Origin of the sequence: Nocardia sp. NPDC051833, assembly GCF_040681225.1 — a bacterium.
Lineage (GTDB): Bacteria > Actinomycetota > Actinomycetes > Mycobacteriales > Mycobacteriaceae > Nocardia.
The window spans coordinates 2,817,741-2,838,311 of sequence record NZ_JBFAYK010000001.1 but is presented as its reverse complement, the minus strand read 5'-3'; the positions used below and the strand labels follow the sequence as shown (position 1 = coordinate 2,838,311).

13 protein-coding genes are annotated in these 20,571 nt (G+C 69.2%); 4 read left to right on the top strand and 9 right to left on the bottom strand.

Annotation, left to right across the window (positions count from 1 at the left end; genetic code table 11):
* Positions 1 to 186: 186 nt before the first annotated feature.
* Positions 187 to 348 carry a hypothetical protein gene (locus AB0L91_RS12830; protein WP_218721237.1) on the top strand — a complete coding sequence of 54 codons (162 nt, stop codon included), beginning with the start codon at positions 187 to 189 and terminating at the stop codon, positions 346 to 348.
* A gap of 76 nt (positions 349 to 424) precedes the next feature.
* Here AB0L91_RS12830 and AB0L91_RS12825 read toward each other — a convergent pair whose 3' ends face one another.
* The gene (locus tag AB0L91_RS12825; RefSeq protein WP_365011280.1) at positions 425 to 3,709 is read right to left on the bottom strand and encodes an arabinosyltransferase domain-containing protein; all 3,285 of its coding nucleotides are present in this window, start codon (positions 3,707 to 3,709) and stop codon (positions 425 to 427) included.
* A 511-nt stretch (positions 3,710 to 4,220) separates the two neighbouring features.
* Between AB0L91_RS12825 and AB0L91_RS12820 the strand changes: the two genes are divergently transcribed.
* The 3 genes from AB0L91_RS12820 to AB0L91_RS12810 all read left to right on the top strand — a co-directional run bounded on the left by AB0L91_RS12820 (position 4,221) and on the right by AB0L91_RS12810 (position 6,255).
* Positions 4,221 to 4,868 carry a hypothetical protein gene (locus tag AB0L91_RS12820; RefSeq protein WP_355283661.1) on the top strand — a complete coding sequence of 216 codons (648 nt, stop codon included), beginning with the start codon at positions 4,221 to 4,223 and terminating at the stop codon, positions 4,866 to 4,868.
* Positions 4,869 to 5,104: 236 nt separating this feature from the next.
* On the top strand, positions 5,105 to 5,602 hold the full coding sequence (locus AB0L91_RS12815; RefSeq protein WP_355283659.1) for a peptidylprolyl isomerase: 498 nt from the start codon (positions 5,105 to 5,107) through the stop codon (positions 5,600 to 5,602).
* A 68-nt stretch (positions 5,603 to 5,670) separates the two neighbouring features.
* Entirely contained in the window at positions 5,671 to 6,255 is a 585-nt protein-coding gene (locus tag AB0L91_RS12810) for a helix-turn-helix domain-containing protein (protein WP_365009583.1), read from the top strand.
* Here the strand turns inward: AB0L91_RS12810 and AB0L91_RS12805 are convergent, their stop codons facing one another.
* From AB0L91_RS12805 to AB0L91_RS12770, 8 genes are all read right to left on the bottom strand, one after another.
* Positions 6,256 to 6,747 (bottom strand): DUF420 domain-containing protein, encoded by a 492-nt coding sequence (locus tag AB0L91_RS12805; RefSeq protein WP_365009581.1) that lies wholly within the window; start codon positions 6,745 to 6,747, stop codon positions 6,256 to 6,258.
* 177 nt (positions 6,748 to 6,924) lie between these two features.
* On the bottom strand, positions 6,925 to 8,469 hold the full coding sequence (locus tag AB0L91_RS12800) for an acyl-CoA carboxylase subunit beta (protein ID WP_365009578.1): 1,545 nt from the start codon (positions 8,467 to 8,469) through the stop codon (positions 6,925 to 6,927).
* A complete protein-coding gene (gene pks13, locus AB0L91_RS12795) occupies positions 8,466 to 13,667 on the bottom strand; it encodes a polyketide synthase Pks13 (protein WP_365009575.1) in 5,202 nt (1,733 codons plus the stop codon). The genes AB0L91_RS12800 and pks13 overlap by 4 nt, the downstream gene beginning before the upstream one ends.
* Positions 13,668 to 13,762: 95 nt before the next feature.
* Positions 13,763 to 15,676 carry a long-chain-fatty-acid--AMP ligase FadD32 gene (gene fadD32, locus AB0L91_RS12790; RefSeq protein ID WP_365009572.1) on the bottom strand — a complete coding sequence of 638 codons (1,914 nt, stop codon included), beginning with the start codon at positions 15,674 to 15,676 and terminating at the stop codon, positions 13,763 to 13,765.
* 211 nt (positions 15,677 to 15,887) lie between these two features.
* Positions 15,888 to 16,907: an LLM class F420-dependent oxidoreductase gene (locus AB0L91_RS12785; RefSeq protein WP_357345785.1), complete on the bottom strand. Its 1,020-nt coding sequence runs from the start codon at positions 16,905 to 16,907 to the stop codon at positions 15,888 to 15,890.
* A 205-nt stretch (positions 16,908 to 17,112) separates the two neighbouring features.
* Positions 17,113 to 18,102 carry a cutinase family protein gene (locus AB0L91_RS12780; RefSeq protein ID WP_365009570.1) on the bottom strand — a complete coding sequence of 330 codons (990 nt, stop codon included), beginning with the start codon at positions 18,100 to 18,102 and terminating at the stop codon, positions 17,113 to 17,115.
* Complete coding sequence (locus AB0L91_RS12775) at positions 18,102 to 18,617, bottom strand: DUF732 domain-containing protein (RefSeq protein ID WP_365009568.1); 516 nt, start codon at positions 18,615 to 18,617, stop codon at positions 18,102 to 18,104. The genes AB0L91_RS12780 and AB0L91_RS12775 overlap by 1 nt, the downstream gene beginning before the upstream one ends.
* Positions 18,618 to 18,730: 113 nt before the next feature.
* Positions 18,731 to 20,512: an alpha/beta hydrolase-fold protein gene (locus AB0L91_RS12770; protein WP_365011278.1), complete on the bottom strand. Its 1,782-nt coding sequence runs from the start codon at positions 20,510 to 20,512 to the stop codon at positions 18,731 to 18,733.
* Positions 20,513 to 20,571 lie beyond the last annotated feature (59 nt).

Sequence of the window (20,571 nt, the reverse complement as noted above, 5' to 3'; positions counted from 1 at the left end):
GGGGCCTCAGGGCCGCGCCCGCGCACCAGCGCGTGTGACTCTGCCAGCGGAAGGGCAGTGACCGGGCGTATACGCGTGTACGGCGCGAAAAGCGTAGCGGCCGTTAGCGTTTCATGTACGTGAAACGCCTGTAAATGCCTGCCGAATGGCCTCCGCCTGCTGGTTTGAGCACGTACCCTGATGGGTATGACAGGAGCCTTCGATGACATGGATCTGCGAGATCTCGTCGAGCTGCTCAGCGACGACGAGAAAAAGGAACTACGACCGGCTGTGATGCGGGTGCTGGATAGATTGCCTTCGCAAGAGGTATTACGTCGCGACCTCAACCGTCGCATGCTCAACGTCTGACTCCTGCTACCCCGCCAACGACAGAAGGCGCGGACCCACCGAGGTGGGTCCGCGCCTTCCTACTTTCCGGCGTCGGTCAGAACACGCGCAGCGGGCCCGGCGTCCACAGCCCGTCGCGGGTCTCGGTGCCCGTCGTCAGCTTCGCGGGCTCGGCCTTGAGGTACTGGTCGTAGCGCTCCAGCGAGCCCCAGTCCCGCGCCCAATCGTCCTTCAGGTAGGTCGGGATGGTGACCCGGCTCGCCAGCATCTGCGAGAAGCCGAGCGGACCGCCGAATTCCTGGGCCTGCCAGGTGTCGGTCGAGGAGATCGCCAGCGGGCGGTCCGGCAGGATGCGGTAGTTCGGCACCTCGGCGACGCCGTTGCGGTGCGCGAACGGCCGCTGGCACGGGAACTGCAGGCCGACGGCCCAGTCCAGCAGCACCGGCTGGGTGCGGCCGATGAACGAGTCCAGCTTCTGCAGCTTCGGCACCCGCGGCGGGGTGAACGCCAGCCACTGGTCGCCGATCAGGATCGGGTCGTTGGCCAGGATGCGGACCGCGTTCGCCTCGGCGGGCAGGTCGGCCAGCGGGACGCGCAGGTTGCGCCAGGACGGGAACGGGCCGATATCGCGCGGCAGGTAGCTGCCCAGCGTGGCGACGCTGCCGTCCGGGTTCCGGGTGCCGTACTCGACGAGCAGCGACTGGCCGTACTTGTCGGCGCCGGTGTCGTCCTTGGAGGCGATGCGACCGGCCGCGGAGATCACGACCAGCGGCGAGTCGTCGGAGCGGGCGGGCAGCCCGTACCAGGACGACTCCAGGCGCGCGGGCTGCTGCACGCCCTCCTGGTAGGAGCCGAGGATCGGGGTCGTCGCCGGGTCGAGCCCGAACGGCAGGGCCACGGTCGACCCGTTGACGCCGAGCGCGCCCTCGCCACCGCCGGTGCCCGCGCTCTCACCCTCGGCGAACGCCGCGCCCACCGACTGGTTGCTGGTGTTGCCGGTACCCGGCTTCACCTCGACCGCGTCGGCGGACAGATCGCCCGGCACGCCGTTGGGGGTGAAGCCGACCGAGCCGGTTCCGGCCAGCGGATCATTCGGGTCGGTGAGCGGCGTGGCCGGATCGACGATCGGGTCGAGCCTGCCGCCGTTCGGGTCGGCTTCGACGAGCACGTCGTTGGCCAGGCCGCAGGCGTTGCCGCCGAGCGCGTCGATGTTGGAGCGGGCCAGCGAGTACCCCGGGTACTGCTGGGTGGCGCCCTTGACCAGCGAGAGCACCTCGAACAGCACCATCAGGCCGACCACGACGGTGAGCGGGATGGCGGCGAACTTGCGGATCCGCCTGCCCCGCACGGTCTTCGCCGAGGGCTGCGGTTTCACGTAGTCCTCGCGCAGCGCGTACCAGCCGACCAGCGCCAGCGCCACGCCGAACAGGATCAGCATCACCGTGTTGGAGTTGATCCCGCGCAGCGAGATGGTCTTGTCGAACCACGGCACGCCGTAGCTGGACACGTACCAGTAGCCGTTGATGCCCGAGAACGACAGCGCGAGCACGAACAGCAACCCGGCCAGGAAGATCGCCCGGTTCTTGCGTGAGCGCAGCGCGCTCTGCGAGACGGCCACCGCCGTCACCGCCGCCAGCGAACCCGCGATGCCCGCGTAGGCGCCGAAGTGGTGGGTCCACTTCGTCGGGTTGAACATCATGAAGAAGATCGTGCCGAAGACGATCCCCATCAGCCGCCAGGTCGGACCGGACGCGATGCCGGGCACCTGGCGGCGGCGCAGCAGCACCAGCAGCGTGGTGAACAGGCACAGCAGCATCACCAGGAAGGCGAAGCGCCGGGCCAGCGAGCCGTCGACGGTCTCGACGAACATGTAGTAGTAGCGCAGGTAGTCCTCGTACCAGGCCAGGTTCGGGCCGGTGGCCTGGCGCACCCGGTTGGCTTCCTGGATACCGGCGAAGGTCTGATCGCCGTAGACCACGACCAGCACCAGCACCCCCGCCGAGGCGATCGGGGCCAGCAGCGGCAGCGTGCCGAACTCGCGGTGCCTGCGCACGATGATCCGCACCAGCGGCCGGATGCCCGCCAGCAGCGCGGCCACACACATCAGGCCGGTCGGGGCGGCGGCCAGGGTGAAGGCCGCGATCAGCACCGCGATCCCGGCGGGCAGCAGCCTGCCGGTGGCGATGGCGCGCTCGATGGAGACCCAGGTGAGCAGCGCGCCGAGGGCGACGATCGGCTCCGAGCGCAGGCCGTTGTCGAACGGCAGCCAGAACGCCAGGAACACCAGGCCGCCGGTCCACAGCGCCACCTGCGAGCGCTTCACCGCGTTGCCGAGGCGGGGCACCACCTCGCGGCTGATGACCATCCAGCACAGGATGCCGCACAGCAGCGCGGGCAGGCGCACCCACGGGCTCGCCGTGGAGATCTCGGCGAAGACCTGGATGACGTAGTAGTACCAGCCGAACGGCGCCTCGGGCACGCCGTACCAGCGGAAGTAGTTGGCCATGTAGCCCGCGTCGGGAGCCACCCGGACCATCGACAGGATGTAGCCGTCGTCGGAGGTGTTGGCGCCCACGAAATGCCAGACCAGCAGCGTGCCGATGACCGCGCCGTCGGCCCAGGTCGGCTTCAGCCAGTTCTTCGGCAGGAACCGGCGGTGCCCGCGCCCGTCGCTGCCGTCGAGCCGGGCCAGCGCGCCCAGCGCCAGCAGGGTGCACAGCACAGCGGCGATGATCGCGATCAGCTTGAGCACCGACGGGCTGGAGGAGAAGCGCGAGTCGATCGTCGAGGTCAGCGACAGGCCCTGCGGGACAGCGCCCTTCAGATCGGAGAACACGCCGACGATCTGCGGCCGCAGGTCACCGGCGAGCTGGCCCTGCACCGGCACCTGGACGGTCTCGACCGCACCGGGCTGACCGGGGATCGGCCGCTCGATCTCCTTGGTCATGCCCTCGAAGACCGCCGTCGTGCGGTTCTGGTCGGAGCTGATCACGATCGCGGAGCACTGGTCCATCGCCGCGCGGTCCGCCGAGGCGACCACCGCGTTGCGGTCGACCACGTCGACGGAGGTGTCGGAGACGCGGACGAACAGCGCCTCGAGCGCGGCCCGGTCGCCCTGCGGCGGCGCGGTGGCCAGCAGCATGCCGCCCTGCGCCGGCAGCGTCGCGACCGCCGAGCACGGGATGGTGGCGTTCAGGTCGATCGGCACCTGCGACATCAGCGGTGCCTGGATATTGCCGAGCTTGCCGTTCTGCGGCCAATTCAGCTGCGCGGTCGTCTGGGTGACCGGCAGGAATGGCGTCGCCACCGCGAAGAGGGCGCCGAGGATTCCGGCGACGAGCGCGATCCATCGCGCGATTGTGTAGTCCTTCGCGGACGCCACCGGTTCGGCGGGTGGCTTGGTGAGAACAGCTGTTGCGGCGTCTGGCACGGTTCGCCATGGTATCCGCACCAGGGTGGTTGTGAGGGGTCGCACGCCATGCCGTCGGACATGGAGCACGCTATGGTGTGAAGTTCAAGCGTTTCATTAAGCGTGCGACGTGCGCCGACTTCATCGAGCGCCGGGATCACGCCGCGCGGCCGGAGGTTTCGGCATTATGCGAATCCGCTATCGATCCAGGTCCGGGCGGGACGATCGACCGACGAGCGGGTGCGGCACAGGAGTTTTTCGATGCTACCAGTGTGCAGAGTGCATATAAGTACGAAAAGCGGTAACTGTTACAGACGGTTACAGTCCCGCATTTTAAAGCCGGAGCGATTTCCCGGAGGCCGAAACGCGAAGGTTCCCGAATGAAATGATAGGCGCGAATAACGCGCTACAGAATTACGGCCTTCGTACTCTTGAACACGACATCTTCACATCCCGGAGATGTCGATTTCACCAAGGAGTACGCATGTTCCACAGCAACTTCTTCGCACGCACCGCAGTGGCGACAGCCGGGTGTGCGATCGCCGCGGCCTCGCTGGGCATCGGCCCCGCCGCGGCGCAGGCCTCGACGACCGTCAGCCCGGCGGGCGCCGCGGTCCAGGCCACCAACCAGGGTGTGGTCAAGGCCGTCGCGGGTGGCGTCACGATCACCTGCAACACCTCCACCGCGACCGGCGCGGTGCCCGCCGCGCCGGGCAACACCAACCCGAGCGGGCCGGTCACCGTGCCGATCAGCGCGCCCAGCTTCACCGGCTGCTCGACCAGCATGTGGGGCGTCAGCGCGACGGTGACGACGAGCGGCAGCTGGTCGATCACGGGCCAGAACGGCTCGCCGATCTCGGGGACCATCAACATCCCGACCGGCGGCATGGTGATCCAGACCAGCGGTCTGGCCTCCTGCAAGGTGGTCGTCGCGCCCACCGCCCCGGCCTCGCTGGCCGGCACCTGGACCAACGGCACCCCGTCCACGGTCCAGGCCACGAATTCCCCGGCGCCCATCAAGGTGACCGGTGGTTTCGGCTGCCCGACCAGCGCGACAACGGGCACGGTGACCGGCGTCTACAAGGTCACCAACACCACCACCCCGGCGGTGCCGATCACGGTCGGCCCCTGACAATTCCGGGTGAATTCGAATGACCGCGCGGTCACCTCGAATTCGATGAATTGCCTGGGTATGCGATAAAAGAACCCGCGTGCGTCTCGCACTCGCACGCGGGTTCCACACACATCGTAGGCAATATTCGCGCCGGGTGCCGCCCACGGGCACCCGGCCGCGATTTTTCGGCAGCGGTCCGCGCCCGTGCGGACCCCGGTCTTCTCCCGACCCCCCCGCTCCCTAGACTCGACGGCATGACCAAGGTGAATCTCGAAACCAACTACGGACAGATCGTGCTCGAGTTGGACGACCAGGCCGCGCCGAACACGGTCGCCAACTTCGTGAACTATGTGAACGCCGGCCACTACAACGGCACCGTGTTCCACCGCGTCATCCCCGGTTTCATGGTGCAGGGCGGCGGCTTCGAGCCCGGCCTGAAGCAGAAGCCCACCCAGGCGCCGATCCAGAACGAGGCCACCAACGGCCTGAAGAACGACAAGTACACCGTCGCGATGGCCCGCACCAACGACCCGCACTCGGCCACCGCCCAGTTCTTCATCAACGTCTCCGACAACGCCTTCCTCAACCACACCGCCCCCCAGGGCCAGGGTTGGGGCTACGCCGTCTTCGGCAAGGTCGCCGAGGGCACCGAGGTCGTCGACAAGATCGCCGCCGTGGAAACCGGCAACGCCGGCCCGCACCAGGATGTCCCGAAGGCCGACGTCGTCATCGAGAAGGCCATCGTCGCCTGATTATCGCGCCCGTCGGGCCGCCGGAACAGCACCGGCGGCCCGATCCAGGCCGATTCCGAGGAGGCCCGGTGCCGAGGATTCAAGCCGCCACACTCGCCGAGCACCGCGAGCTGCAACGCCGTGCCCTGCTCGACGCCGCGCGCGCCATCCTGATGGCCGATCCGTCCCGGCCGCCGACGCTCACCGAGGTGGCCGCGCGCGCCGGACTCGCGCGCCCCAGCGTGTATCAATACTTCGCTTCCCGCGACCAGCTGCTGGCCGAGCTGCTGGCCGACACCTTCCCCCAGTGGGCCCACCGGGTCTCGGCGGCGATGGCCGCCGCCCCCGATCCGGCCGCCGCGGTCCTGGCCTACGTGCGGGCCAACCTCGACCTGGTCGCCGGTGGCGAGCACGCCCTGGCCCGGGTCCTCGCCGCGATCATCGACGACGACATCGCCGCCTACAGCCGGGAACTGCACGAGGGATTGCGCGCGCCGCTGATCACCGCGCTGCGCGCCCTCGGCACCGACGACCCCGCCACCGTCGCGGCCCTCATCGACGGCATCGTGCACGCCGCCTCCCGCCTGCTCGAAAGCGGCGCGGACCTCGAGCGGACCGCCACGGCGGCAACCGAATTGGTCGGGCCATACCTGTCCGCGCTGCCGACTCGCTGATCACACGGCGAAAGCCAGGACGTAGAACACCCAGCTGGTGACGGCGGTGAGCGTCATCCCGATCGCGGCGATCGGCGCCCAGCGACGATGCGAGGCGCTGTGCGCGCCGGGCTCCGGCGGCGACCCGAAGGCGCGCACGGCCCGCACGATCACCACCGGCCACAGCGCCACCGAGAACACCGCGCACGCCAGGTGCACGATCAGCGCCGTCCACACCGCCGCCGACGCGCTCCCGCCGACGACCCCGGCCGCGCGATCCTGCCACCCGTTGAACCGGACGTCGATCTCGAACAGCACCACCGCGACCAGCAGTCCCGACCCGAGCAGGATCTGGGCCATCTTGTGCCAGCGGAACTTCCGCCGGCTCCTGACCGCGTACACACTCCACGCCAGCACCACCACGACCAACGCCATGACCAGCACCATCATGTCCATCGCCAGCGACGCCCGGGTACCGAGGAACCCGTCGACGCCCGGAAAACCACTCACCATCGAAGCCCAACTCTCGCTATCGCAGTTTTCCCGACGCACCGTCGGGAAAACTCTTCGGAGCGGACTCTAGCAGGCCGGTTCTTGTCGCCCCGGCGGAGCCCGGACACACCCCGCACACACGAACGGGCCGCCCGGGAGAAGACTCCGGGGCGGCCCGTTCGGGTGTCGGCGTGCCTGCTACAGCGGCAGGACGTGGTGCTTACGCGGGTTGCGCTGGATCTTCTTGTCCTGGAGCAACTTCAGCGCCCGGCGGATCTCCAGGCGGGTGGTGGCCGGTTCGATGACCGCGTCGATGAAACCGCGTTCGGCGGCTACCCAGGGGGTGGCGATATTGGCGTTGTAGAAGTCGATCAGGTTCTGGCGGATGGCGGCGCGCTGATCCTCGGGGGCGGCGGCGATCTGGGCCGCGCCGAGCAGGCTGACGGCGCCCTCGGCGCCCATGACCGCGAGGCGGGCGGTCGGCCAGGCCAGGTTGATGTCGGCGCCGAGCTGCTTGGAGCCCATCACCGCGTAGCCGCCGCCGTAGGACTTGCGGACCACCAGGGTGATCTTGGGGACCGAGGCCTCCACGTAGGAGAACAGGAAGCGGCCGCCGCGCTTGATCACGCCGACCTTCTCCTGCTCGACACCGGGCAGGAAGCCGGGGGTGTCGACGACGAAGATCAGCGGGATCTCGAACGCGTCGCACAGGCGCACGAAATGCGAGGCCTTGTCGGAGGCGCGGGCGTCCAGCGCGCCGGCCGAGGCCAGCGGCTGGTTGGCGACGACCCCGACGGTGTTGCCGTCGACGCGGGAGAACCCGGTGATGATGTTCTGGCCGGTCTCGGCGCTGATCTCCTTGAACTCACCGTCGTCGAAGATGCGCAGCAGGATGTCGTGCATGTCGTAGCCGGCGTTGTCCGAGTCCGGCATGAGCGTGTTCAGCTCGCGGTCGGTGTCGGTGATCTCCGGCTCCAGACCGGGATTCACCACCGGCGGCAGCTCCTGGCAGCTGCTCGGCAGGTAGCCCAGGTACTCGCGGACCCAGGCGAACGCCGCGTCCTCGTCCTTGGCGACATGGTGGATGTTGCCGTACTCGGCCTGCGTGCGCGCGCCGCCGAGCTCCTCGAGGCTGACGTCCTCGCCGGTGACCTCTTTGATGATCTTCGGACCGGTGACGAACATGTGCGCCGACTCGGTCGCCACCACCACATCGGTGCAGATCGGCTCGTACACCGCGCCACCGGCGCAGTTGCCGAGGATCAGCGAGACCAGCGGCACCATGCCGGAGAGCGGCTCCAGATTGGTCGCCATCCAGGCGTACCAGGCCAGCGAACTGATCGCCTCCTGCACGCGCGCGCCGCCGGAATCGTTGATGCCGACCAGCGGAATGCCGACCTTGGACGCGTACTGCATGATGCCGCACAGCTTGCGGCCGAACGCCTCACCGACCGAACCGCCGTAGACGGTCTGATCGTGCGAGAACACCGCCACCGGCCTGCCCTCGACCAGACCGTGCCCGACGACGACACCGTCACCGTAGAGCGCGGTCGGGTCACCGGGCTTGCGGACCAGGGCACCGATCTCGACGAAGGTGCCCGGGTCCATCAGCATGTTGATGCGATCCCTGGCGCTGGGAATGCCCTTCCGCGCTCGCTTCTCGATCCCCTTCGCACCCGCGGGCTCCTTGGCGAGCTCGAGGCGCTGTTGTAGATCGACAAGCTTTTCCGCGGTAGTGCTCACTTCTCTCCCTTGGCGATCTTCGCCAGTTTGGCGGCGAGGTCGGCGCCGATCTGGCCGATTCGCGGTTCGTCGACGATCTGGAGGTGGTCGCCCGGGATGTGGACGATCTCCAGGTTCGAGACGTACTCGTCCCAGCCACCGTTGGGCTTGCGATCGGCGAAGCGGGGCTCGAGCTCGATGGCACCGTCGTGGTAGCGATCGGCCAGGTAGAGCACCACGTCACCGTCGTACTTGCGGGGGCGCACCTGCTGCAGCGCGCGGTTCTCGATCCAGGAGGTGCGCTGGTGTTCGAGCACACCGCCGGGGATCTTCGCGCCCGACAGCTTGATCAGGTCGCTGATCATCGAGAACTGCTCGGCGTCGGACGCCGCCGCCAGCTCCTCGATCTGCTCACGGTCGAGTTCGGCCGGGACGTTGTAGGTCTTCTTGGCGAAGGCCTGGTAGCGCTCGAGCCGGCGCACGCGCTCCTCGGGGCTGTTGTCCTCGTCCTCGACGGTCATCGCGAGATCGATCAGGCCGACGTAGCGCACGTCGGCGCCTTCCTCGCGCAGCAGCTGACCCACCTGCATCGCCAGCACCGCGCCCAGCGACCAGCCGTACAGCACGTACGGACCGTCGGCCTGGAGCTTGCGCAGCTCGGGCAGGTACTGGCGGGCGCGCTCTTCGATCGAGCCGTCGACCCGCTCGATGCCGTACATCGGGGTGTCGGCGGGCAGGCGCTTGAGCAGCGGCTCGTAGACCAGGGTGTTGCCGCCCGCGGGGTGGAACACGAACACCGGGGTGGCGGTGGAACCCTCGACGCGGGCTCGCAGCGGACGGATGAAGCCGTCCACGTCGGCGCCGCTGTCCTGCAGGTTGCGCACGATCTCGGAGAGCTGCTCGATGGTCTCGCAGTCGAGCACGTCGTCGACGGTGACCTCCGCGCCGACCCGCTCCGTGAGGCGGGCCGCCATCTTCTCGGCGACCTCCTCCTCCAGGATCGGGAGGGTGTTGAAGATGCCGCCCGGCGAGGTACCGGTGACCACGGCCCAGGTCGCGTAGGCGAGCCGCTCGGCAGCGTCACGTGGCGGAACGTTGTCCTCGTCCCCGGCCGGGGACGAGTAGTCGACATCCGCCACGATCGGCTCGGCGACCGGCGCCACCTCGACGGCGACCGGCGCCACCTCGGCGACCGGCGCGGCCTCGGCCGGAACAGCTTCGGCGACACCACCTTCCGACGGCAGCTCCGCACCGGCGGCCTTCGCCGCGGCCAGCGGATCCCCGCCCGCCGCGATCGCCGCGCGCGCGGCCTCGACGAAGTTCGCGTCCACGCCGATCTCGACGTCCTCACCAGCGGCCTTGGCCGCGGCCTGCTTCTCCGCCATCGCCGCGACCTCGTCGCGGTGCTCGATCGCGTAGCGCAGCACCTTGGAGACCTCGTTGAGGCTGGCGTCGCGCACGGCCGAGACCTGCAGCTGCGGGATGTCGAACTCGTACTCGACGCGGTTCTTGATGCGCATCGCCATCAGCGAGTCCAGGCCCAGCTCCATCAGCGGGATCTCCATCGGGAGGTCCTCGACGGCGTAGCCCATGGACTCGGCGACGATCACGCACAGCCGCTGCTCGACGGTCTCGGTGCCGTTGGGGTCCCAGCGGTCGCTGGTCGCCACGGCCACCTCGGCCGCGGTCGGCGCGGCGACGGCCGCCGGAACGGTCTCGGCGACAACGGGTTCGGGCAGCGCGGCACCGGAGGTGACGACCGCGTCGAACAGCAGCGCGAAACCGGTGGCGCACTTGGCGTGCACCTGCACCGACGCGCCACCGAGGTGCGGGGTGAGGGTGGTGGTCAGGGTGCCGGTGGTCGGCAGCGCGGCGTGCGGGTGCGAGACCGACACGGCGACATCGGAAAGCACCTGCGCGGCAGCGGCTTTCACCAGCGCGGCCAGGTCGGTGACCGAGGCGGCCTGCACCTCCCAGGCGTGGCGGCCGTCGGGCATGGCGACATGCGCGCCGGGCACCCTGGTGTTGCCGCCACCCGAGGACATCGCGACCGCGGGCCAGTACTCCTTGCGCACGAACGCCGTCCGCGGCACGTCGGCGTAATCGCCTTCGGGCAGCAGCGAACTCAGGTTCACCGCGTGACCGTGCACGTAGAGCTGGGCGAGCGCGCCGATGACACCGGCGGACTCGTCCTCCTTGCGCTTGAGCGTCGGGATGAGCTGCGCGTCGTGCACACCGGCGGCGAAGGTGGTGCCGAGCACCTGCATCAGCGCGACGGAGTTGGGCGCCAGCTCCAGGAACGTGGTGTGCCCGGAGTCGACGGCGGCCTTGATCGCGTTGGTGAAGTACACCGCGTGGCGCATGTTCTTCACCCAGTAGGGCTCGTCGTGGATCGGCTCGGAACCGGGCTTGAAGAACAGGCCCTCGTGCACGGTCGAGTACAGGCCGGTCTTCAGCGAGGTCGGCTCGATGCCGGCCAGCTCGGCGGCCAGCTCGCCCAGCAGCGGGTCCATCTGCGAGGTGTGGCCGGCGCCGCGGGTGGGCAGGATGCGGGCGAACTTGCCCATGCCCTCCACCTCGGCGACGATCTGCTCGACCTGCTCGCGCGGTCCGCCGATGACGGTGTTGGTCGGCGCGGCGTACACCGCGCACTCCACGTCGGGGAAGCGCGGCAGCAGCTCGGCGACATCGTGGGCGCTGAGTTCGACCAGCGCCATATTGCGCACGTCGTCCTCGGTGATCATCTGCTCGCCCTCGCCCATCAGGCGCGAACGGGCGCAGATCACGCGCACCGCGTCTTCCAGGGTCAGGCCGCCCGCGATGTACGCGCCCGCGACCTCACCCATCGAATGACCGACCACCGCGGCGGGTTCGGCGCCGTGCGCGCGCAGCACCGCGGCCAGACCCAGCTGGGTGGTGAAGATGCCGACCTGGCAGGTGCCGACGTCGTAGTCCTGCTCGTCGTCGAGGAACATCTCGCGGATCGAGTAACCCGCTTCGTCCTGGACCAGCTCGTCGACCTCGTCGACCGTCTTTCGGAAGATCGAGTTCTCGGTGTAGAGCTGCTTGGACATCTTGCGGTGCTGCGCGCCGAAGCCACACATCACCCAGACCGGCGGGGCGGCCGCCGGGGAATCGGCGGTGAAGACACCGGCGCCGGGCTTGCCCTCGGCGATGGCGCGCAGGCCGGCGACGGCCTCCTCGTGCGTCTTGGCCAGCACCACACCGCGCGAACGCTGGTGGCTGCGCTTGGCCAGCGCGCGGGCGACGTCGGTCAGCGGGACGTCCTTGCCCGGCCCCTCCAGCCAGTCGGCCAGCTCGGCCGCGGCGCGCTTGCGGCGCGAGGGCAGGTAGGCCGACACGGCCAGGATCACCGGCAGCGGTTCGGCGCGCTCGCCGTCCCACTCCACGGCGACCGGCTGCTCCGGCTCGGCGGCGGCCGATGTGATCGCGGTGGCCTCGGCGACCACATCGGTGGTCTCCTCGCCCTCGACCTGCTCGGCGGCGACCTGCTCGGCCGTCACGTCCTCGACGACCGGCGGCGACGGCACGTACTCCTGGAGCACGACGTGCGCGTTGGTGCCACCGAAGCCGAAGCCGGAGATACCGACGGTCGCGACGCCGCTGTAGCGCGGGTACTCGGTCGGCTCGTCGACGACCTTGAGGTTGGCCTGCGCGAACGGGATGTACGGGCTCGGGCCCGCGTAGTTGATGTTCGGTGGAATCACGTTGTGCTGGAACGACATCAGCACCTTGGCCAGGCTGGCCGCGCCCGCTCCGGACTCGAGGTGGCCGAAGTTGGTCTTGGCGGAGCCGAGCAGGGCGGGCTTGTCGGCGTCGCGGCCGCGGCCGACGATGCGGGCCAGCGCCTCGGCCTCGATCGGGTCACCGATCGGGGTGCCGGTGCCGTGCGCCTCGATGTAGTCGACGGTGGACGGGGCGATGCCCGCGTCGCGGTAGGCGGCGCGCAGGACGTCGGCCTGGGCCTCCGGGTTGGGCGCGAACAGGCCGTTGGAGCGGCCGTCGGAGTTCACCGCGGAACCCTTGATCACGCCGAGGATGCTGTCACCGTCGCGCTCGGCGTCGACCAGGCGCTTGAGCACGACCAGGCCCGCGCCCTCGGAGCGGACCATGCCGTCGGCGTCGTTGGAGAACGCCTTGATGTGACCGTCCTTGGCGACCGCGCCGTTCTTCTCGAAACCGAGCGTGATGACGGGGGCCAGGATCATGTTCACGCCACCGGCCAGCGCCACGTCGGCCTCGCCGTCGCGCAGCGCGCGCACGGCCTGGTGGACCGCGACGATGGTCGAGGAGCAGGCGGTGTCGACGGTGACCGACGGGCCACGGAAGTCGAAGAAGTAGGAGACGCGGTTGGCGATGATGCCGGTCGACGCGCCGAGCAGGGCGTAGGCCTCCGCCGAGATCGGCAGGTTCGGGTCACGGTCGCCGAGGCCGAGCGAGGCGATCAGCTGGAAGTCGCTGCTCGACGAGCCGACGAAGACGCCGACCTTCTCGCCCTTGAGCTCGCTGGCCGGGATGCGCGCGTGCTCGAGCGCCTCCCAGGTGAGCTCCATCATCAGGCGCTGCTGCGGGTCGACGCGCTCCACCTCGACCGGCGACATGGCGAAGAACTCGGCGTCGAAGCCCTTGACCACGTCCTGGTCCAGGTAGCCGCCGAGGGTGTTGGACTCCGCGACGGTCTGCGCCACCCCGGCATCGCCGAGGAACTCCGACCAGCGGCCCTCCGGCAGCTCCCGGATCGCGTCACCGCGACCGATGATGAACTCCCAGGTCGACTCCGGGGTGCTGCCCGCGCCGGGCAGCCGGGTCGACAGGCCGACCACGGCGATGTCGTGCGTCTCGCCGGGCTGGTAGGCGGCGGCGTAGTCGTCCGCCTCGTCGGCGGGCAGCTCCGGCTCGCCGTTGACGATGATCTCGGCCAGCGACGCGATCGTCGGATGCTGGTAGATCACCGTCGGGGCGAGCGAGACACCGGTGTAGTCCTCGATGTCGCCACCGAGGGCGAGGGCATCGCGCGAGGCCAGCCCGAACTCCTCCATCGGCCGGTCGACGGTGATCGCGTCGATCGACTGCCCGGTCGCGTCGGCGACCCATTTCCGCAGCCAGTCGCGCACCTCGGCGACCGAGTGATCACCCGCCGGGGTGCTCTGCGCGGGGACTTCGGGGTTCTGGGTGGGCGTGCCCTCGTTGTCAGCCATCAATTCCTCAAGCTACCTGTCTGCGTACAGGGCGCGCCGTGGAATGACGCCCGACGTGCGCTCACGCCGGGCGTCGATCCGATCCGGTCGGCCGATTACTCTTCCGGTGCATCGGGGAAAGCCTGCTGGGTGTAACCACCGCGCAGCGTTCCCTCGAGGTAGGCGGCCTTGCAGGCCCGCCGGGCGATCTTTCCGCTGGAGGTACGCGGGATGGAACCCGCGGGTACGAGCAGGATGTCACGAGCGGTCACACCGTGCCGCAGCGAGACCGCAGCGCGCACCGCGTCGGCGATCGGGGCCGGGTCGGCCTTGCCCGCGCCGGGACCGCGTTCGGCCACGATGACCAGCTGCTCGGACGCGTCGTCGGCGTCGAACTTCAGGCCGGAGTGGCTGTCGGCCGCGAAGACCTCGGCGGGCAGCTGGTTGGCGGGCACCGCGAAGGCGGCGACGAAACCGGGGCGCAGTGCCTTGGACGCCTCCTGCGCGGAGTACTCCAGATCCTGCGGGTAGTGGTTGCGGCCGTCGACGATCACCAGGTCCTTGACGCGACCGGTGATGTAGAGCTCACCCTCGAAGTAGACGCCGAAGTCGCCGGTGCGCATCCAGTTCGCGTCGGCGTCGGTGCCCTCGGCGTGCCCGCCCGGCTGCCGGTCGGTGACCCGGTTGCGGAAGGTCTTGGTCGACTCGTCCGGGCGTCCCCAGTAGCCGATGCCCATGTTGTTGCCGTGCAGCCAGATCTCGCCGACCTGCCCGTCGGCCAGCTCACGGCCGCCGTCGGCGCTTTCCACCGACTCGGGATCGACGATCGCGGCCCACTGCGACAGACCGACGTAACCGCAGGAGACCTGCGCGATGGCGTTCTCGGCCGACGGGTCGACCCGGACCATCCGGCCCCGGTTGAGCTCGTCGCGATCGACGTAGATGTACTTGGCCTCGTCCTCGGCCTTGGTCGCCGAGACGAACAGCGTCGCCTCCGCCATGCCGTAGCAGGGCTTGATGGCGGTCTTGGGCAGGCCGAACGGGGCGAACGCCTCGTTGAACTTCTTCATCGACGAGACCGTCACCGGCTCGGAACCGTTGATCAGGCCGATGACGTTCGACAGGTCGAGCGACTCGCCCGCCTTCGGCACACCACGGGCCGCGGCGTGCTCGAACGCGAAGTTCGGGGCGGCCGCGAACGTGCCCGCGCCGTCGGAGACGGCGGCCAGCTCGTTGATCCAGCGCGAGGGGCGGCGCACGAACGCGCTCGGCGACATGATGGTGATGAACTTGCCGCCGACCGCGGGCAGGATCACCGTCAGCAGGCCCATGTCGTGGAACAGCGGCAGCCAGGTGACACCGCGCGAGTTCTCGTTCATGTTCAGCGAGTTGATCATCTGCAGCAGGTTGGTGCCGACCGCGCGGTGCGTGATCTCCACACCGGCGGGCACCCGGGTCGAACCCGAGGTGTACTGCAGGTAGGCGATGTCGTCGATCGCGGTGTCGGGGCGGACCCAGGAATCACCGAGGGTGTCCGGGATCGCGTCGACCGCGATGATCCGCGGGCGCTGCGCGGCGGGCAGCGAGCGGAAGAACTGACGGACACCGGCGGCCGAGGAGGTCGCGGTGAGGATCGCCGAGGGCTCACAGTCACCGAGCACGGCGTGCAGCCGGTCGGTGTGGCCCGGCTCGTCCGGGTCGAACAGCGGCACCGAGATGGTGCCCGCGTAGATCGCCGCGAAGAAGGAGATCACGTAGTCCAGGCCCTGCGGCGCGAGGATCGCGACCCGGTCACCCGGGTTGGTCACCTGCTGCAGGCGAGCGGCCACCGCGCGCAGCCGAACTCCGAACTCCTGCCAGGTCAGCTCGTGCACCTCGCCGTCGCGTTCCCGCGAGTAGTCGATGTAGCGGTACGCGAGCGTGTTCGCATCGTTACGGGTGTGCTTCTCGACGTGATCGACCAGGGTCCGACCCTCGGGAATCACAAGGTTCCCGGTCTCGTCCAGGTAGTCGTCGAAAGTCTCTTCCATTCCTTCTTCTCCTCCGAGGCCCGGACACCGGTGAATTTTCCCAACGCATTACGGCGTTGAGACCCGTGAGGCCCCGACTCGCTATCGCCACCGGCCCCCGGAACACGCCGTGCGTGGATCCTGACAACCTGCGGATTTTCGAGCGGTCTGCGCGGTGACCGCTATCGGCTAGATGTTCTCAAACCAGAGTCATGTTACAGAGAACCCCCGCTCAGTCCTCCCGCAGCAGCGGAATGACAGGCGCGAAAGCGTCCATCTGGGTGGGGAAGATGCCCACATACGACATCGACGTGAGTTCGCGCACACGCTTGACCTGTTCGGCGATCTCCTCGAAGGTGCCGATGGCGATGTAGGGCGAACTGAGGATCTGCTCGGCGGTGAGCTCCACGTCGACCTCGAGATCGGGGTGCAGGCCGCGTTCGATCGCGCGCAGCGCCATCTCCGCGGTCTTCTCCCGGTCGTCGGTGATGACGATCGCGGTGATCGCCCAGTTCAGTTCGATGTCGGCGAACCGGTCGCCGGCAGCCTCCTTGACGATGTTGACCTTCTCGATCGTCTTCTCCAGCGTGATGCCGGACAGCAGGCCCTTACCGTTCTTGGTGGTCTGCGGGACGATCGAGACGATGTCGGCGTGCTTGGCCGCCAGCGCCAGCATCTTCGGGCCACCGCCGCCGGTGCACAGCGGGGGACGAGGGCCCTGCCGCGGTCGGGGGGTGCCCTTGATGCCACGCACCTGGTAGTGCTTGCCCTCGAAGTTGCACTCCTGGCCGCGCAGCAGCGTGTCCAGGATGGTCAGCGACTCGTCGAGCTTCTCCAGCCGGACGCCGGGACGCTCGTACGGGATGCCCGCGTTCTCGAACTCTTCCTTGATCCAGCCCGCGCCGACGCCGACCTCGAGCCTGCCCTTGGACAGCACGTCGATGGTGGCCAGATCCTTGGCCAGCACGACCGGGTGCCGGAAGCCGTTGGCCAGCACCGAGGTGCCGAGCCGGATCTTGTCGGTCGCCTGGGTGAGCGCGCCGAGCGCGGCGATCGGACCGATCTGGTCGCCCAGGTGATCGGGGACGACGAAGGTGTCGTACCCCATCTCCTCGGCCTGCTGCGCAGTCTGGACGAACTTGCGTGCGCCGCCCTCCTGCTTGTTGCCCTCGCCGGCCGCCGCGAAGCGGAACGGACGCAGCGGCGTACCCAGCGCGGTCAACTCACCGACGGGTGCGGCAGCTTCGGTCATGAACTCATCGCTCCTGGCTGTTGCACGCTGGGCGTGCTAGGCGGTGTATTCGGGCCACCGGCTACTCCGCGGTAGCAGAGAAGACGGCGCGATCATCAGCGCACTTTACAGCGTGAGGGCGAATGGGAGTGCGGATGTCACAGCGAGGCATGATCCATGGCAATCACACACCCGCTGTGACTGTGACAACTCCGCCAGTCACCGCTCAGGAATGCGGTGGGTGCGGCGCGTTCTCGATGAGTCCGGCCGCCCAGTTCACCGTCCACTGGGTGGCGGTGGTGCCCTGTCCGTCCACGGTGTTGGTGGCGTAGAGCGCGTGCACCGGATTGCCCGCCGAGCGGATCAGCGCGCCGAGGCTGCCCAGCGCGTTGGCCGGGTTGAGGGCCTCGCGCGGGGCGTCGCAGATCATGTCGCCGGGCGCGCAGATCGAGTTCACCTTCGGGGCCAGCGAGCCGAAACCACCGGGCCGCGGGCCGGTCATGCTGATGCCGGGCACGTTGATCCCCTTGAGCGCCACCTCGGCGCCCTGGCCGGTCGGCGGCGGGTCACCGATCTCGGTGGGCTGGCCGGGGCCGGTGTCGGCGGTGCGGCGGCCGTCGGCGATCACCGTCACGCCGAGCACCTTGTCGGCCGGGACCGGGCCGTTGCCCATGCCGATCTGCGCGGCCACGTCACCGGCGATGACGGCACCCTGCGAGAAACCGGCGATGACGTAGGTGGTCAGCGGGCACTGCTTGTGCCGCTGGGCCAGGATGTCGGTCGCCCGCGCGGTGCCCTCGGTGCGGCTGTTGTTGTAGGAGGCCTGGCCGTCCGGCGGGAACGCGATCGGGTTCGAGAACTGGGCCACGTAGGGCACCGTGTAGACCTCGAGCCGGTTGTCCGGGAACTGCGCCCGCAGCGGCCCCGACACGCTGAGCATCAGCGAGATCGGGTTGGCCTGCGGGTTGTACGGATCGTCGTTGCTCGCCGACTCCCAGGTGCCGGGGATCGAGAGCAGCATCACATCGGGACAGTCCGCCGACTGCGACGTCGGTGGCGGCGGTCCGGGCGGCGTCGGCCCGGGCTCCCGCAACCGGCCTGCGAGCAGATACCAGAGCAGCACGATGACGATGATCGCCAGGACGAACAGCGCCAGCACGGTCAGGCACCCCGCGGGCCAGAGCCTGCGGGTGCGTCGCGTCGGTCGGGGGTTCACTAGCAGTAGGTGGAGGTCGCGGCGGCGATGTAGATCTGGGCTGCCTTGTTGACGTCCATCTTGGACTGGTCGAACGCGGTGTCGGTACCGGCGATCGCCGCGACGTACGGGGCGATATCGGCATCGGAGGCACCGGTGGCGCGGCTGGAGCAGATGTAGCCCGCCGCGGTCAGGGCGATATCCGGGCTGGCCGGGGTGATCCCGTTCTTGCTCAGCTCGGCCAGGAACGCCTTGTCCTTGTCGGAGGCGGGCGTGGACGCGGGCGTGGTCTCCGGCGCGGCCTGGGGCTGCTCGGGCGCGGTGGTGGTCTCCGGCGCGGCGCTCGACGTGGTCGCGTGGTCGCCGTGGTCACCGGCCGCGGGTGCCTGGGACGTGGCCGAGGCGGCGGCGCTCGCGCTCGAGGAGAGAGTGGGCGTCTGCGACGCGGTCGAATCGTTGCCACCACAGGCGGACAGCAGGGCGACGGCAGCCAGGGCCGCGACCGATCCGGCAAGCTTGCCAGGAATCCGATGCATGAAGATGTCTTTCCTCGATCGTTCGTCAGGGAAGCGGTCGCAGACCAGGCTAGCCGGACATCCGGGGCGGCCGGGTACCGCGCGGCGAAGCTCAGAGAGTTCTCAGTCCGGGCTCACACCCCGTGAACTTCGGATTTGCCGTCCCGCACCACGATGAACCCGGTCTGAAAATTCTGCTGGATCCCGCCGGGGACGGTGAATTCGTCGCTGACCGGATACCCCAGCCTGCCGTTCTCGAACCCCTGCGCACCCCAGGCGTCGGCGACCGCGCCGTTGCGCACCGACCACGCGCCCGAGAGCGGACTCCAGTAGATGTTGCCGCCCTCGAACCGGCTGTACCGGCCGAGATCCTTCAGCGGCGCCTCCTCGGCCGTCGGGAAGCCCAGCGGGCTGGTCTCGAAGCCCAGCGCCGCGTACTTGTCCAGGATGAAGCCCTGCACCCGGTGCGCGCCGGTGGCCGGGCTGTAGAACATCGGGCCGTGCTCGAAGGCCTGCACCGAGCCGTCGCGGCTGGGCGTGCGCGCCTCGGCCGCGACGGGATACCCGGCCGGACCGCGCTCGTAGCCCTGCTTGCCCCACTCCTCCAGGAACGCGCCGCGCATCACCTGCGCGCCGGTCTGCGGCGTCCAGTAGATCGAGCCGCCCTCGAAGGTCTGCATGCGGCCACGGCCGTCGGGCAGGCCCTGTTCGTCCCCGGTCGGCAGGCCCAGCGGCGATGTCGGCCCGCCGACCCCGGCGTAGGTGCCGCCGATCCGGCCACCGACCGCGTGCGCGCCGGTCGCCGCGGAGTGGAACACCTTCCCGTTCTGGAAGTCCTGCACCATGCCCGCCGCCACCGGGTATTCCGCCGTCAGGCAGTTGCCCAGCCAGGCCGCGGCCTGGGCGGCCGGGCCGATCGCGCCGCCGGTGCCGCAGGTGGTGCCGCCGGGATCGGTGCCGAGCGCGGCGGCGGCCTGCGGCCAGGACTGCCGCATCTCGAAATCCCAGTACGGCCACGTGTGCGTGCCCGCGGGACGGTAGTTCGCCTGCACCGGGATCGCCAGCTTCTCCAGCTTGGCGACGAAGTTCTCGGTCGACAGCCGCGCCAGGATCTCCAGGCCGGTCCCGGCCCAGTTCTCGCTCAGCAGCGGCACCTCGCCCAGCTGATCGTGATTGCCCGCAAGGCCGCTGCCGCTGGAGACGTACATGCTGACGCCTTTGAGTTTGTCGGCCAGCAGATACGGATCGTGCGCCGCCCACTCCGGCCCACCGGGCGGGCCCCACATCGACACCGCGTCGAAGCCACCGGCGTCCTTGTTGGCGAAGGTGATCGCCTGCGGCATGCCGAGCGTCGTCGTGGTCAGCAGGCCCGAGTACGAGGCCACGTACTTCATCAGGCCGGGATTGCGGCCCGCCAGGTTCATCGCGGCCGTGCCGCCCATCGAAAGGCCCTGCACGCCACGCACTTCCGTGGTGCGCCAATCGCGTTCGAGGATCGGCGGGAGCTCCTTGGTCAGGAAGGTCTCCCACTTGTAGGTGTGGCCGTTGTCGGGCGCGAGCCAATCGGAGTACCAGCTGGACTGGCCGCCGACCGGCAGCACCACGTTGACGTTCTTGTCGGCGTAGAAGCCCTCGGCGTCGGCGTCCTTGGTCCAGCCGTTCTCGTCGTCCTGGGCGCGCAGGCCGTCCAGCATCAGCATCATCGGGAACTTCGCGTCGGGACGGACATTCCAGTCGCGCGCCAGCAGCATCTGCACCTGGATCGGCGTGTTCATGGCGGGCGAGTACACCCACATCGCCACCCGGCGATCAGAGAGCCATTCCACCCGCTGCACCCCGGCGACGCCGGTCTGCGCCTGCGCGTGGGCGGGCACCGCGACCGTCGGCGCGAGCAGGGCCGCGGTCATGGCGGCCATACCGAGGATCCGCCGCATCGGCGCTCGGACACGATGTTTCAACACGCGCGACCCTCCTC

What these genes read in the sequence shown, in the direction of transcription:
- AB0L91_RS12830 (WP_218721237.1), top strand. Translation starts at nt 187, where the DNA reads ATGACAGGAGCCTTCGATGACATGGATCTGCGAGATCTCGTCGAGCTG.
- AB0L91_RS12820 (WP_355283661.1), top strand. Translation starts at nt 4,221, where the DNA reads ATGTTCCACAGCAACTTCTTCGCACGCACCGCAGTGGCGACAGCCGGG.
- AB0L91_RS12815 (WP_355283659.1), top strand. Translation starts at nt 5,105, where the DNA reads ATGACCAAGGTGAATCTCGAAACCAACTACGGACAGATCGTGCTCGAG.
- AB0L91_RS12805 (WP_365009581.1), bottom strand. Translation starts at nt 6,747, where the DNA reads ATGGTGAGTGGTTTTCCGGGCGTCGACGGGTTCCTCGGTACCCGGGCG.
- pks13 (WP_365009575.1), bottom strand. Translation starts at nt 13,667, where the DNA reads ATGGCTGACAACGAGGGCACGCCCACCCAGAACCCCGAAGTCCCCGCG.
- fadD32 (WP_365009572.1), bottom strand. Translation starts at nt 15,676, where the DNA reads ATGGAAGAGACTTTCGACGACTACCTGGACGAGACCGGGAACCTTGTG.
- AB0L91_RS12785 (WP_357345785.1), bottom strand. Translation starts at nt 16,907, where the DNA reads ATGACCGAAGCTGCCGCACCCGTCGGTGAGTTGACCGCGCTGGGTACG.
- AB0L91_RS12775 (WP_365009568.1), bottom strand. Translation starts at nt 18,617, where the DNA reads ATGCATCGGATTCCTGGCAAGCTTGCCGGATCGGTCGCGGCCCTGGCT.
- AB0L91_RS12770 (WP_365011278.1), bottom strand. Translation starts at nt 20,512, where the DNA reads ATGGCCGCCATGACCGCGGCCCTGCTCGCGCCGACGGTCGCGGTGCCC.